This window comes from Saccharopolyspora spinosa NRRL 18395 (assembly GCF_000194155.1).
Taxonomy (GTDB): domain Bacteria; phylum Actinomycetota; class Actinomycetes; order Mycobacteriales; family Pseudonocardiaceae; genus Saccharopolyspora; species Saccharopolyspora spinosa.
Genome location: NZ_GL877883.1, coordinates 257,974 through 270,780, shown reverse-complemented (window position 1 = coordinate 270,780; position 12,807 = coordinate 257,974). Strand labels below are relative to the sequence as shown.

Annotated in this window: 12 protein-coding genes; 5 read left to right on the top strand and 7 right to left on the bottom strand. The window is 69.2% G+C overall.

Translation table 11 applies throughout. The annotated features are described in order from the left end of the window. Nucleotides 1-302: 302 nt before the first annotated feature. Nucleotides 303-1,871: an FAD-dependent monooxygenase gene (locus tag SSPN_RS0139315; protein WP_010315802.1), complete on the bottom strand. Its 1,569-nt coding sequence runs from the start codon at nt 1,869-1,871 to the stop codon at nt 303-305. A 110-nt stretch (nt 1,872-1,981) separates the two neighbouring features. Here SSPN_RS0139315 and SSPN_RS0139310 point away from each other — a divergent pair, with 110 nt between their 5' ends. From SSPN_RS0139310 to SSPN_RS0139300, 3 genes are all read left to right on the top strand, one after another. Next, nucleotides 1,982-2,677: a TetR/AcrR family transcriptional regulator gene (locus tag SSPN_RS0139310; protein WP_010315799.1), complete on the top strand. Its 696-nt coding sequence runs from the start codon at nt 1,982-1,984 to the stop codon at nt 2,675-2,677. A gap of 278 nt (nt 2,678-2,955) precedes the next feature. Then, on the top strand, nt 2,956-3,579 hold the full coding sequence (gene upp, locus SSPN_RS0139305; protein WP_010315797.1) for a uracil phosphoribosyltransferase: 624 nt from the start codon (nt 2,956-2,958) through the stop codon (nt 3,577-3,579). A gap of 303 nt (nt 3,580-3,882) precedes the next feature. After that, nucleotides 3,883-5,232 (top strand): glycoside hydrolase family 18 protein, encoded by a 1,350-nt coding sequence (locus SSPN_RS0139300; RefSeq protein WP_029536174.1) that lies wholly within the window; start codon nt 3,883-3,885, stop codon nt 5,230-5,232. Between the two features lie 129 nt (nt 5,233-5,361). Here the strand turns inward: SSPN_RS0139300 and SSPN_RS0139295 are convergent, their stop codons facing one another. After that, nucleotides 5,362-5,997, bottom strand: coding sequence for a TetR/AcrR family transcriptional regulator (locus tag SSPN_RS0139295; protein ID WP_010315793.1), 636 nt, complete (start codon nt 5,995-5,997; stop codon nt 5,362-5,364). 53 nt (nt 5,998-6,050) lie between these two features. On the opposite strand from SSPN_RS0139295, the gene SSPN_RS0139290 reads away from it, so the two are divergent. Both SSPN_RS0139290 and SSPN_RS0139285 read left to right on the top strand, forming a co-directional pair. Then, nucleotides 6,051-6,257, top strand: coding sequence for a type II toxin-antitoxin system VapB family antitoxin (locus tag SSPN_RS0139290; protein WP_010315791.1), 207 nt, complete (start codon nt 6,051-6,053; stop codon nt 6,255-6,257). A 14-nt stretch (nt 6,258-6,271) separates the two neighbouring features. Continuing rightward, nucleotides 6,272-6,652: a type II toxin-antitoxin system death-on-curing family toxin gene (locus SSPN_RS0139285; RefSeq protein ID WP_010315789.1), complete on the top strand. Its 381-nt coding sequence runs from the start codon at nt 6,272-6,274 to the stop codon at nt 6,650-6,652. Nucleotides 6,653-6,843: 191 nt separating this feature from the next. Here the strand turns inward: SSPN_RS0139285 and SSPN_RS0139280 are convergent, their stop codons facing one another. The 5 genes from SSPN_RS0139280 to SSPN_RS0139260 all read right to left on the bottom strand — a co-directional run bounded on the left by SSPN_RS0139280 (nt 6,844) and on the right by SSPN_RS0139260 (nt 12,792). Then, nucleotides 6,844-7,179, bottom strand: a complete 336-nt coding sequence (locus tag SSPN_RS0139280) for a hypothetical protein (RefSeq protein WP_010315787.1) — start codon at nt 7,177-7,179, stop codon at nt 6,844-6,846. Nucleotides 7,180-7,527: 348 nt separating this feature from the next. Next, nucleotides 7,528-7,980 (bottom strand): flavodoxin family protein, encoded by a 453-nt coding sequence (locus SSPN_RS0139275; protein WP_010315785.1) that lies wholly within the window; start codon nt 7,978-7,980, stop codon nt 7,528-7,530. A gap of 2 nt (nt 7,981-7,982) precedes the next feature. Further along, nucleotides 7,983-9,644, bottom strand: coding sequence for a phospho-sugar mutase (locus SSPN_RS0139270; RefSeq protein ID WP_044577188.1), 1,662 nt, complete (start codon nt 9,642-9,644; stop codon nt 7,983-7,985). Nucleotides 9,645-9,901: 257 nt separating this feature from the next. Further along, nucleotides 9,902-10,711, bottom strand: coding sequence for a purine-nucleoside phosphorylase (locus SSPN_RS0139265; RefSeq protein WP_010315781.1), 810 nt, complete (start codon nt 10,709-10,711; stop codon nt 9,902-9,904). Between the two features lie 389 nt (nt 10,712-11,100). After that, nucleotides 11,101-12,792 (bottom strand): serine/threonine-protein kinase, encoded by a 1,692-nt coding sequence (locus SSPN_RS0139260; RefSeq protein ID WP_010315779.1) that lies wholly within the window; start codon nt 12,790-12,792, stop codon nt 11,101-11,103. Between the last annotated feature and the right edge of the window lie 15 nt (nt 12,793-12,807).

The following is a 12,807-nucleotide window of genomic DNA, read 5'->3' as shown; positions in this document are numbered from 1 at the left end:
GGCCGGGACCGCTCGGTCAGCAGCTCTTCCAGCTCGCCATGCGTGATGCCACAGTCAGCGGCGCCGAGCTCCGTGATGATCGACTCGAACACCGCCCGAGAGGATTCGAACGCTCCGGCGACATCGTGGTTCGCGTACCCTGCCACAGGGCTCCTTCTTTACGTTGATGGACGTCAGACACCCACAACGTAACCAGAAGGAGCCCCTTTCCCCACCCACAACGCCATCCCCCAGGCAGCATGACCTCACCTCAAAAGAGCCACACCCGTTTCAATTGAAACTGCACGCCGCACCCGCGGCTTTCAGCGGTCGAGGACCGCGCGGAGGGCTTTCTCCAGGTCGGCGGCGGTGCCGGGCCCCTGGCTGCGCCAGGCGATGAAGCGGTCCGGTCGAACCAGCACGGCCCCGTCCGCATCGACCCCGTACGGCCCGGTCCAGTCGCCGGTGACTTCACCACCGATCAGTTGCGGCTTCAGCCGGACCTCCAGGGTGGCCGCGACCTCATCGGTGGCCTTGGCCCATGCGTCGGTTCCGGCCAACAGCACGAAACTCCTGCCGAAAAGGTCGATTGTGGACAGCACTCCGTCTGGTGTGGACAGTCGTAAGTGGGGGGCGCGCGAGCCCGGGCGGCCCGTCGGCCGGGTCGCGTCCTCCAGGAGTTCGCCCTCGTCGCCGGGCTCCCGGACGACCGCGCCATTGTGCCGGTAGCCGAACAGCAGCACTGCCGGGTCTTCGATCGGCGGCGCGTCTCCTTCTCGGGCCAGGTCGGGCCGGTTGCGCACGATGGCGTTCCGGTACTGGTTCTCCGCGATCAGCTCGCCGACCGGCCGCCGCTCCGCGTCGTGGCTGTCGAGCAGTCCCGGCCCGGCCTCGCCCCGGAGCACCGCGGCGAGCTTCCACGCCAGGTAGAAGCCGTCCATCAGCGCGGTGTTGCCGCCCATCCCGCCCTGCGGCGGCATGGTGTGCGCGGCGTCGCCGACCAGGTGCACCCGCCCGGCGCTGAACCGGTCGGCCACCCGCATGGTCGCCACCGTGGTGTCCGTCATCAGGATCTCGACGTCCAGCTCGGGCACGCCGGTGACCAGCCGGATCTGCTCCAGACTGCGCTCCTCGGTGAAGTCCGCCAGGTCCTCGCGCTCCGGGTCGTAGCCGACGCCGACCACGAACTGGTCGGGGTGGTCGGTGCTGGCCAGCACGCCGGTGCCGCCGGAGAGCTTCGGGTTCTGCAGGTAGTACATGACCTGGCGGTCGTCGACGACGGCCGACAGGTCGGCGCGCACCAGCCAGTGGATCGAGTGCCCGAGGGTGCCGCGGCCGTGGGTGCCGATGCCGAGCTGTTCGCGGATCGGGCTGCGGTGGCCGTCGGCGGCGACGAGGTAGTCGGCGTGCACCGCGCGGGTTCCGGCGGCGTCGGAAAGCACTGCGCGAACGCCGTTCTCGTCCTGCTCGAACGATTCCAGCTTGGTGGCGAAGCGGATTTCGGCGCCCAGCTCGCGGGCGCGCTCGGCCAGGATGCGTTCCGCGCTGGCCTGGCTGGCGTCGGCTGCTCCTGCGGGCGTCAGGTGGTCGAGCGGTGCGAAGGTGTCGTGCAGGATCTCGCGGAACACCGGGCCGCTCGCGCTTTCCGCGATGCGCAGCAGGAGCAGGAATCCCTGGCTCTTCGGCGACGCGCCGATCATGGCGGCTTCAAGCCCGGCGAGGCGCAGCGCCTCCATCGCGTGGTGCTGCTGGCCGCGCGCCTTCGGGTGGGTGGAGGTGCTCTCGTGACGCTCCACCACCAGCGACGGCGTGCCGTGCAGGCCGAGGAAAACGGCGGTCGACAGGCCGGCCAGTCCGGCGCCGACGATCAGGACTGGAGTTCGTTCGGACATCGGTGACCCCTCTTCTCGAACGGTGTTCGTGTTGCGAACACCGTTCTACTAGCGAGCGGTGTTCGTGTCAAGTACGGTGTTCGCAGCACCGATCGAGGAAGTGGAGAGCGATGTCCGTGCCAGTCCCGCCCTGGCAGCAGCGCGCCGCGCGCGAGCGGCCGGCGAAGCAGCCCTTGAGCCTGGAGCTGATCGTGCGCACCGCGCTCGAACTGCTCGACAGCGAAGGCCTGGACGCCGTCAGCATGCGCAAGGTCGCGCAGCGGCTGGGCACCGGCGCGGCCTCGCTGTACGCCTACGTGCGCAACAAGGACGAGCTGCACGAGCTGATGCTCGACCTGGTGATAGGCGAGATCGAAGTACCGCAGCCCGACCCGGAGAAGTGGCAGGAGCAGATCAAGGACCTGATCTGCCAGCAGGTGGAGGTGCTCACGGCGCACCCCGGCATCGCCCAGGTCGTGATGCGCACCCCGGCGCCGACCGGGCCGAACGCGCTCGTCGTGTCCGAGGCGATGATGGCTGTCCTGCGCTCGGCCGGACTGTCCGACCGTGTGGTGGCGTTCGCCGTCGACATCCTCGCCCTGTTCGGCACGGCGGTCGCTATGGAACGCAGCGCGGACTTCGGCCTCAGCGATGCGGAGCGGATCGAACGGATGGAAATGGTCCAGCAGTACTTCTCGGATCTGCCGGCGGACCGGTTCCCGACGATGGTCTCGATGCTCCCGGCGCTGATGTCCGGTGACGAGGAAGAGCGCTTCGAGTTTGGCCTCGACATCCTCGTCCAAGGCATCGCCGCCACTCCGCGCTAACGTCCCGCCAGGTTCCGGCGCAGTTTCGATGGAAATCGGACCGCCGATTTCCATCGAAATCGAAGAAGTAGTCCACTGCCTCCGGCGTGTCGGGCCACGACGCACCGGCGACTGTGGACAACCCGCAATTTCCATTGAAATATCGGACCTTCGATTTCAATGGAAATTGCTGATGGCGACGGCGGGTTGACGCCCGGCTGCGGTCGGGTGCGACCGTGGCCACGTTGTTGAGCAGCGGCAACGTGTCGCCCGGGGGTTGGCGGTTACTGTTGTCGGTCATGGATGTACGGGTCGTGGACCACCCCCTGGTGAAAGCAAGGCTGTCCACAATGCGCGATGCGCGCACCAACAGCGCCGCGTTCCGCGCCGCATTGCAAGAGCTGACGCTGATGCTCATCTACGAGGCGACGCGGGGCGCCGAGGTCGCGGTGGAGCCCATCCACACGCCAGTGGCGCGCACCAACGGCTACCGGCTGGCGAACCCGCCGCTGCTGGTGCCGGTGCTGCGGGCCGGTCTCGGCATGGCTGACCAGGCGCACCGGCTGATCCCGGAGGCCCAGATGGGCTTCGTCGGCTTGGCTAGGGATGAGACGACCCTGCAGCCCACGCCGTACTTGGAGTCGCTACCCGCCGACCTCGCCGGGCGCCCGGTGCTCGTGCTGGACCCGATGCTGGCCACCGGCGGCTCGATGGTGCACACGATCAGCCTGCTGGCCGACCGCGGCGCCACCGACGTCACCGCTATCTGCACGCTGGCCGCCCCGGAGGGCGTGCGCCGGTTGGAGGAGTCCGGGCTGCCGGTGCGGGTGGTGACCGCGAGCATCGACGAGCGGCTCAACGAGTCGGGTTACATCGTCCCGGGCCTTGGTGACGCGGGTGACCGCGAGTACGGCGCGGTCTGACGACTCCAAGATCGCGCGGTGGTTGAGCGTTCCCGATTTCGCCCGAAGTCGGGAACGCCTTTGCCGCGCCGCAGCGGGAATTTCCCGATTTTTCCTGGGGCTGGAAGTCCGGAGACGCCCCGGCACGTCGTGTCGCGGCCGGTCCTACCTGGGATTTCCGGGATTCGCGGGGTGCTCGTCGAGGGTGCTGCCGTGAGCCGTCCGCAGTAGCGACTTGCGGCCGAACGGGCGCTATCTGGTCTAGACCTAATCCGAATATGGTCTAAACCACATCGAGCGATCCCCCAATGACGCAGGATCGCCATGTCCGCAAGACGTCGCTTCCCGTTCCGCTTACCGGTGTTGCTCGCCTCGATCCTCGCGCTGGGGCTGCCCGCGCTGGCCGCCCCGGCCGGGGCCGCCGACCCCCGGGCTGACCCCCAGCCGCAGGCCGCCGCCCGCAAGGTCGGGTACTTCACCCAGTGGTCGATCTACGACCGCAACTACTTCGTCAAGAACCTCGACACCTCCGGTGCCGCCGGGCAGTTGACCCACCTCAACTACGCCTTCGGCAACCTCGACGCCGGGGGCAAGTGCTTCCAGGTCAACCAGGCCGGCGAAGGCGACGCCTGGGCCGACTACCAGCGCCGCTTCACCGCCGAGCAGACCGTCAACGGCACGGCCGACGCCTACGACCAGCCGCTGGCGGGCAACCTCAACCAGCTCAAGCAGCTCAAGGCGAAGCACCCCGGCCTGAAGGTCTACATCTCCTTCGGCGGCTGGACCTGGTCGAAGAACTTCCACGCGGCCGCGGCGACCCCCGAATCCCGCGCCGCCCACGTCAAGTCCTGCATCGACATGTGGATCCGCGGCAACCTGCCGAAGATCGGCGAACCGCAGGGCGGGGACCGCGTCGCCGCGGGCGTCTTCGACGGCGTCGACCTCGACTGGGAGTGGCCGGCCTCCGAGGGCGGCCCCGGCAATGTCGTCGATCCGGCGGACAAGCAGAACTACACCGCGCTGCTGCAGGAGTGGCGCACCCAGCTCGACGCCGTCGGCCAGGAGCTCGGCAAGACCTACGACATCAGCGCGTTCCTGCCCGCCGACCCGAAGAAGATCGAGGCTGGCTACGAGGTCCCGAAGGTCTTCGACCTGCTCACCTTCGGCACGATCCAGGGCTACGACCTGCATGGCGCCTACGACCCGACGACCAACCACCAGTCGGCGATCTTCAGCCCCGATGGCGACCCGTCGCCGGAGAAGTGGAGCATCGACCAGACGATCAAGGCCTGGCGCGCAGCCGGGGCGCCGAACGACAAGATGGTGCTCGGCGTGCCGTTCTACGGTCGCGGCTGGACCGGGGTGCCGAACCAGAACGACGGCCTGTTCCAGAGCTCGACGGGCCCCGCCCCGGCCACCTATGAAGCCGGCATCGAGGACTACGAGGTGCTCAAGGCCAAGGCCGGCTCGTTCACCCTGCACCGCCACGAGAAGGCCGGTTTCGCCTGGCTCTACGACGGAACCACGTTCTGGACCTTCGACGACGCGGCCGAGATCACCCGCAAGGTCGAGTACCTCAAGCAGCAGGGCCTCGGCGGCGCGATGGTCTGGTCGATGGACGGCGACACCCCCGAGGGTGAACTCATGACCGCCATCCACAACGCGCTCAGCTGAGGACGTTTCGGGGCGTGCCGCGTGGTGGTGCGGGCGGGCGGCACCCAGAACGCCCCCGCACCGGGCGGAGAACCGGCACGACCCGGAAGCGGTCGTGGGTGCTCGTGGTCGTTGAACAGGCCTGGATGCTCACGACGCGCTAGCCCCGGAGGAACCTCCCCCGTCGCTTCGGGGGCAGCGCCTCCAACCGGCGAAACCATTGCGCAGTGCCCGTTCGTAGCGGGCGCTGCGCTCGTCTTCGGTGGGCGCCGAACCGCTCAGCTCCAGCGAGACCAGGCCGTGCACCAGGGCCCAGGCAGCGAAGACGACCTCGGCCGGGTCGGCGTCGATCAGGTCCCCGTCCTCGATGCCCTTGCCGATGGCGTCCCGCAGCGGCTGGATGCTGCGCAGCGCCTGCTCCCACGCCTGCTCGTCGGGGGTGAAGTCGGGCACCGCGCGGCCGAACATGATCGAGTAGAAGTGCGGGTTGGCCAGCGCGCTGTTCCGGTAGGCGTGGCCCAGCGCGGTCAGGTCGTGCTCCGAGTCGCCGGTCCGAGCCACCCGCTCCATCCGGTCGGACAACCGCCGGAACCCCTCGACGTACAGCTCGCGGACCAGCCCCGGCTTGCCGCCGAACAGGGAGTACACCGCGGTGGTCGAGGTGCCCACGTCCGCGGCGAGCCGGCGCAGGCTGAGCCCTTCCGGGCCGTGCGCGGAGAGCAGCTCCCCGGCCCGGTCCAGCAGGCGGGTGCGGAGGGCTTCGTCGTGCGCTCGCGGTCTCGCCATCGACCGAAAGTATCCCCTTCGAGGAGTGGTATCAGTGCGATACCATCGACCGCATGGCCATGACCTTGCGCCTCACCGAGGAAGAGAACCATCGGCTCGCCGAGCTCGCGGCGGCCGAGGGGCGGTCCAAGCAGGAGGTCGTGCGCAGCGCACTAGCGGAGCGCTGGGCGCGGCAGCAGAAGGAACAGCAGCTAGACGACGTAATGCGACGCATTCTGCCCCGATATCAGGGCTTGTTGGACAAGCTCGGCCCCGCGTGATCAACTATTGACCGGTGACCGTATATCTCGACACATCCGACCTGCTCCTGCTCGCGACGGCCGTGGCCGACGGCGACCTGTTGGTGCGGGACAGCGGACTGCTTGACGCGGCGGCGTACCGCCCGCGCGCGGAGGTTCTCGGCGTACCCGCCTACGAGACGCTGTGGCTGAAGTCGGCCGCGTTGCTGGATTCGATCGTGCGCACCCGGCCGCTGGCCGAGGGCAACTGGCGGCTGGCCTGGGTGGCCGCGGTGGCGATGTGCGACGTGAACGGCTGGTGGGTGGAAGCCGACGACGAGACGGCCCTCGTGCTGGTCCGCGAGGTCGGCCGCGACCAGCGAGGACTCCCCGAAGTGGCGGACCAGTTGGAGCGCTGGGCCAAGCCCAAGGTCTGAACCTTCCCGTCGGTGCGCGAATCCGTGGCGCGCAATGTGATTCGCTATTGCCGAGCTCTCGACGGCGATGGCCCGCCCGGGGGGCCGGGCGGGCCATCGCGATCAATTCGTTCGGTTCTGCGGCCGAGGTCCGTTGGTTTCCGGCACTGCTCGCCGTGGTCGGCCGACCACGCCGGTACGTGCCGCGGGTCTCAGCCGACGGCGCCGCTCTGCAGTCTCCGCAGGGCGATCGGTGCTCCTGCTAGATCCTCTTCGTTGCAGAGCAACTTGAGTTCGTAGTAGGGGGCACCTTCGCGATCGTCGTAGTCCAGGTGGACTGCGATGACATCGATGGGTTCACCCAGCCAGTTCTGGGCTTCGCGAAGCCATTGGGCGGACCGCTCCAGGGCGGCCGACAGGTCGTCGTCACGGAACTCGACAGGTCGGTAGGGAACGCCCTGAACCTGATCGTTCGGACCGGGGGGCTGTGGGAGATCCACGGAGACGCCGGAGTCGTCGAGTTCGAGTCGGATCGCTTCCTCACTCACTGTCGCAGGGTAACCCCTGCGGCCGGGCAAATGCTGCCGGAGTCCTGCGCATTTCTCCTCGATCGACCTGCTGAGCTGGTCGAACCGGTCGGCCGATTACCATGAGCTAGGTGCGGGGCGCCCCGAACATCGCACGTTGATGAGGGAAGGCGGGCTTTGCCCGGGGTGCCCCACTGCCGTCAAGGGGCGCGCCCCGACGACACGATCAGGTTACTCCGACCGGGCGGACCAAGATCAACTGGGGTTGGTCGCGGAACACGGCGATTTCGCGCGAATTCGCCGCCCGCCAGCTCCGGACGGGACGCCGTTCCGCGGTCGATGTGAGTTCGGAAACGTCGTTGCGGCTGTTCAGGGCATCAGCCCGGCCGCGACGGTGGCGCCGAGCTCCCAGCAGGCCTCCAGCGCATCCTTGTCCGGCTGGCCGAGCACCGTGACCGGTTCCGCCACCTGCTGCCACGACATACCCGTCGTGATCGACCGGATCGCCCGCAGCGCGCCCTCCACGCCCTCGTTGCCGTGCACGTAGCAGCCGTACGGTCGGCCGATCGTCGAATCCAGGCACGGGTAGTAGATCGTGTCGAAGAAGTGCTTGAGCGCGCCGCTGATGTAGCCGAGGTTCGCCGGGGTGCCCAGCAGGTAGCCGTCGGCTTCGAGGACATCGCTGGCGGTGGCGCTCAACGCCGCTCGCCGCACGACTTCGACGCCCTCGATCTCGTCTGTCGTGGCGCCCGCGACGACCTTCTCGAACATCGCCTGCATGCCCGGCGACGGCGTGTGGTGCACGATCAGCAGTCTCGCCATCGTCAGTCCCCCCGCACCAGATCGGAAACCGCCTGCTTCAGCGCGTCCAGCCGGTCCGCGGCCCGCTGCTTCGCCGCCGCCAGCGGGAGTTCGCCGGCGTGCTCGACGACCTCCAGGTAGCACTTGAGCTTGGGTTCGGTCCCGGACGGGCGGATGACGACGCGCAGCCCACCCGTACCGTTGATCACCAGGGCATCAGTTCCTGGCAGCAGGTCGTCCACGTCCACAGTGGTCTCCACGAGCTTGGTCGGCGGCCGTTCGCGGAGCCGCCGCATGATTCGCGGAATTGCGCTCAGATCCGTGACCCGCACCGAAACCTGGCCGGTCTGGTGCACGCCGTGCTTCGCGGAAAGCGCGTCGAGCAGCTCCGGAATGCTGCGCCCGGATGCCTTCGCAGTGGCCGCCAGGTCGCTGGCCAGGACGGCGGTGGAGATGCCGTCCTTGTCACGCACCGCGTCCGGGTCGACGCAATGCCCGAGCGCTTCCTCGTAGGCGTAGACCAGGCCGGTTCCGGCGCCGTCACCGGCGCGCACCAGCCACTTGAACCCGGTCAGCGTCTCGTCGTAGCGGACGCCGGACTCGGCGGCGATCGAGCGCAGCATGGTCGCCGAAACGATCGTGGTCGCCACCAACGGGTCTGGATCCCTATCGAAGTCCAGTGTGGACAGGATGTGCTGGGCGAGCAGGACGCCGGTTTCGTCGCCGCGCAGCATCCGCCAGGCGCCGTCCTCCTCGACACCGAGCGCGCACCGGTCGGCGTCTGGGTCCAGCGCGATCGCCAGGTCCGCGCCGACCTCGGCGGCCAGTTCCAGCAGCGCGTCGGTCGCCCCCGGTTCCTCCGGGTTCGGGAAGCCGACGGTGGGGAAGTCCGGGTCCGGTTTCGCTTGGGACGCAACGAGGTGCACGTCATCGAAGCCCACGCGATGCAATGCCTGCAGCAGCGTCTGCGCGCCGACGCCGTGCAATGCGGTCGCGGCGATCCGGAGCCTGCGGGCGTTGCCGCGCGGCAGCGTCGACACCCGTGCCAGGTAGTCGTCGAGTGCGGACTCGCAGATCGACCACCTTTCCTCGCGCGGCACCGCGTTCGCCGCCGGAGTCACGGCGATCGCCGCCTCGATCTCGGTGTCGGTCGGGCTCACCAGGTGAATGCCGCCCTGCAGGTACAGCTTGTAGCCGTTGTCGTGCGGTGGATTGTGCGATGCGGTGATCTGGATGCCCGCGACCGCGTGCAGCGCGCGGGCGGCGTAGGCCAGCACCGGCGTCGGCAGCGGTTCGGGCAGCATCCGCACGTCGAAACCGGCGCCGGCCAGCACACCGGCGGCGTCGGCGGCGAAGTCCTCCGAGCCATGCCGCGCGTCGCGACCGACCACCACGACACCGCCGCCGTGACCCTGCTCGGTCAACCAGGCCGCCACGCCCGCAGTCGTGCGCACGACCACGGCGCGGTTCATGCCGTTCGCACCCGCGCGCACCGCTGCGCGCAGGCCTGCGGTGCCGAACTGCGGCATGCCGGACATCCGGTCCGCGAGCTCCGCGTCTTCGGCGTCGAGCAACTGCTGCAACTCGGCCTGCGTTCGCGCGTCGATGTCATCGGCGATCCAGCGCCGAGCGGCCTCGCGCACCTGCGCATCCAGCGTCACGCCACCTCCAGAGCTCCGTTGCATCCTGAATGGTTCCCTCAGTGATTCTGGGTGCTGCGGCGACTGCTCGTAAGCTGGATCGGTCTTTTGCCTTTGCGGCGGCGTAGCTGCTCGGCCCCCGGCAAGCGGCACCGCCGCGGGTTCTCAGACGTCGTCCGGCGAGGACAGCCCACCGGATCCGCGTATTGGGCAGACACGAATCGGTGATCCCGGGGTCCGGACGGCGTCTGAGAACCCGCCACCCGCACCGCCACCCGGGACGAGTCCGGAAACGGCTGTTCCTACGCGGCTTCCAGCAGGGAGCGCAGGAGCTTGCCCATCCGGCTGGCCGAGGCCTTGCCGGCGTCCAGGACTTCCTGGTGGTTCAACGGTTGCCCGGACAGCCCGGCAGCCAGATTCGTCACCAGCGACAGCCCGAACACCTCGGCGCCTTCGGCGCGGGCCGCGATGGCCTCCAGCACCGTGGACATACCCACCAGGTCGACGCCTAGCCCACGCAGCATCCGGATCTCCGCCGGCGTCTCGAAGTGCGGACCGGGCAGCCCGGCGTACACGCCTTCCTCGAGCGAGGAGTCGATGCCGTGGGCCAGCTCCCGCAGCCGCGGCGAGTAAAGGTCGGTGAGGTCCACGAAGTTCGCGCCGACCAGCGGCGACCGTGCGGTCATGTTGACGTGGTCGCTGATCAGCACCGGCTGGCCGACCTGCATGCCCTCGCGCAGCCCGCCGGCGGCGTTGGTGAGCACCACGGTCCGGCACCCGGCGGCGACCGCGGTCCGCACGCCGTGCACCACCGGCTCGATGCCCTTGCCCTCGTACAGGTGCGTCCGCCCGAGCGTGACCAGCACCCGCTTTTCGCCCACCGGCACGGACCAGATCTTGCCGCTGTGTCCGATCGCGCCAGGCGCCGCGAACCCCGGCAGGTCGGACATGCTCAGCTCGGTGGCCGGCCGGCCGATCTCCTCGGCGGCAGGCTGCCAACCGGAGCCGAGCACCACGACGATGTCGTGGCGGCCGATGCCGGTGAGCTCGGCGAGCTTGGCGGCGGCCGCGCTGGCGGCCGCGGACGGGTCGGAAGTCGTCGTAGGCGTCACGGGCGCGCAGCTTAGTCCGTGCCGAGCCGCGCGGCGGCGTTTCAGCCCGCGACAAGCGCGTCGAGCACACCCTGGCTCTGGCGAAGGCGAAGTGGTCGCCGTAGTCGCGAGATTCGACGATCTGGCGTCCCGCACCCGGAGCACGAACACGCAGGGCACGGCGAACGGAGTGACGCCAACCGGAGTGATGACTCCGAATATATGGAGTCATCACTCCGGTTCTCCACGATCGGGGAACCCGTGACAACACCCGAACCAGCGCCGGATCGTCCCTTGCGCGCCGACACAACGTCCGGACCGCGGTCCGCGATGCGCACGAAGAACTGCGATCCGCTACGTCCGATGAGGACATTCCCGCAGCTGACGGCAGATGGGCTGCGGGTACATCCTCATGGACCGATGTGCAGGGTCGGCTGGATCTGGTTGAGGATCGGTTCGCTGGTCTGCGTCTGGCGGCTCGGTACCGTGACCCGCACGATCCAGAGGTCGTTGCCGTGGCGGATCAACTCCGCGGCGGCGCTGAGCTGCCGCCCCTCGGTGGGAGAGCCGATCAGCGACTTCTCGGTCGTCCGGTACTTCAGGCGCTGCTGGTCCGGGCCGGTGGAGACGGCGGACTCCACGGTGACCCCCGATGGGCCCGCGGCGGAGTTCTGCAGCTCCGCCTGGTAGTCCGACATCTCCTTGCCGGAGCGGAAGAAACCGCCGTAGCGCTGCACGGCGATCTCCGTGGTGCCGTCCGGGGACACGAACGACACCACCGCGCTGTTGGCGAAGTCGTTGCGCTCGCTGTGGAACAGCCGCCAGCCCGGATCGCCCGGGGCCTTGATGCTGAACTCCTCGGCGTTCGGGGCGGCCGTGTGCTTCGCGATGTCGTGGTGCGTGATCAGGTACAACTGACCGGGCCGGACCAGCGGCGGCGCCGAATCCGGCAGCACCGACGCGCCCGCGGCCAGCCGGGTCGCGGCGAAACCCCCGGCCAGTGCGGCGGCGAAAAGCACGACCGCGACGACGCCGAGCGCGAGCACCGCCCACGGCGACCTGCGGCGCGCCTGCGGCGGCGGATCCTTCAACGCGAACGGCGGCAGGCCGGGATCCTGGGCCAGCGGCACCGAGCCAGTTCCGATCGAGGGCTGCTGCACCGGCGGAGGCGACGACGACACCCGCTGCCGCACCTTCACCGTCGGCGCATCCGGGTCCAGCAGCATCGCGAACGGGCGGACCCCGGGCTCGGGCAGCAGGTGCTGGATCCGGCGGCGCGCTTCGGTCAACGGCATCCGCTGCGTCGGGTCCTTGACCATCAGGCCCCGGACGATGTCGCCGATCGGGCCTGGCCGGGTGATTACCGGCACGGGACCGCGCACCACCTCCGTCACGGTGGCCAGCGGATCGTCCTGCACGTCGTAGGGCGTGCGCCCCTCGGCCGCGGCGAACATCGTCGCGCCGAACCCCCACAGGTCGGCGGCGGCGGTGACGGCCTCGCCCGCGGCGACCTCCGGGGCGATGAACGCCGGGGTGCCGAGCAGGATGCCGGTGCTGGTGATGGTGTGCTCGGCGATGTTGCGGGAGATCCCGAAGTCGCTGACCTTGATCCGGCCGTCGTCGCCGATCAGCACGTTGCCGGGTTTGACGTCGCGGTGCACGATGCCCGCCCGGTGGGCGGCATCCAGCCCGGAGGCGACGCCGTCGGCGATCATCGCCAGCTGATGGTCGTCGAGCGTGCCGTGCTTGCCGAGGATCGCTGCGAGGCTCTGCGACGGCACCAGCTCCATGACGACGAACGGTTCGCCGTCCTCGCGGGCGACGTCGTAGAGCGTCACGACGTTGGGGTGCGACAGGACGGCGATGGCGCGGGCTTCCCGGAGCGCCCGCTCGCGCAGCTCCGCGGCCTCTTCGTCCGGCATCCCCGGCGGGAGCTTGACCTCCTTGATCGCCACTTGGCGGCGCAGCAGCTCGTCCGTGCCGGACCAAACGGTGCCCATCGCACCGCCGCCGAGCTTGCTGTCCAAGCGGTACCGGTCCGCGATCAGCCGGCCGGCGCCGGCCAGGGTTTCGGGCTCGTAGCTATCCGTGGGCACGGCCATATTTTCCATGCTCGG

Excerpts from the sequence above, each read along its gene's own strand:
- upp (WP_010315797.1), top strand. The coding sequence starts at position 2,956 with ATGGATGTACGGGTCGTGGACCACCCCCTGGTGAAAGCAAGGCTGTCC.
- SSPN_RS0139290 (WP_010315791.1), top strand. The coding sequence starts at position 6,051 with ATGGCCATGACCTTGCGCCTCACCGAGGAAGAGAACCATCGGCTCGCC.
- SSPN_RS0139260 (WP_010315779.1), bottom strand. The coding sequence starts at position 12,792 with ATGGCCGTGCCCACGGATAGCTACGAGCCCGAAACCCTGGCCGGCGCC.
- SSPN_RS0139300 (WP_029536174.1), top strand. The coding sequence starts at position 3,883 with ATGTCCGCAAGACGTCGCTTCCCGTTCCGCTTACCGGTGTTGCTCGCC.
- SSPN_RS0139310 (WP_010315799.1), top strand. The coding sequence starts at position 1,982 with ATGTCCGTGCCAGTCCCGCCCTGGCAGCAGCGCGCCGCGCGCGAGCGG.
- SSPN_RS0139315 (WP_010315802.1), bottom strand. The coding sequence starts at position 1,871 with ATGTCCGAACGAACTCCAGTCCTGATCGTCGGCGCCGGACTGGCCGGC.
- SSPN_RS0139270 (WP_044577188.1), bottom strand. The coding sequence starts at position 9,644 with ATGCAACGGAGCTCTGGAGGTGGCGTGACGCTGGATGCGCAGGTGCGC.
- SSPN_RS0139275 (WP_010315785.1), bottom strand. The coding sequence starts at position 7,980 with ATGGCGAGACTGCTGATCGTGCACCACACGCCGTCGCCGGGCATGCAG.
- SSPN_RS0139295 (WP_010315793.1), bottom strand. The coding sequence starts at position 5,997 with ATGGCGAGACCGCGAGCGCACGACGAAGCCCTCCGCACCCGCCTGCTG.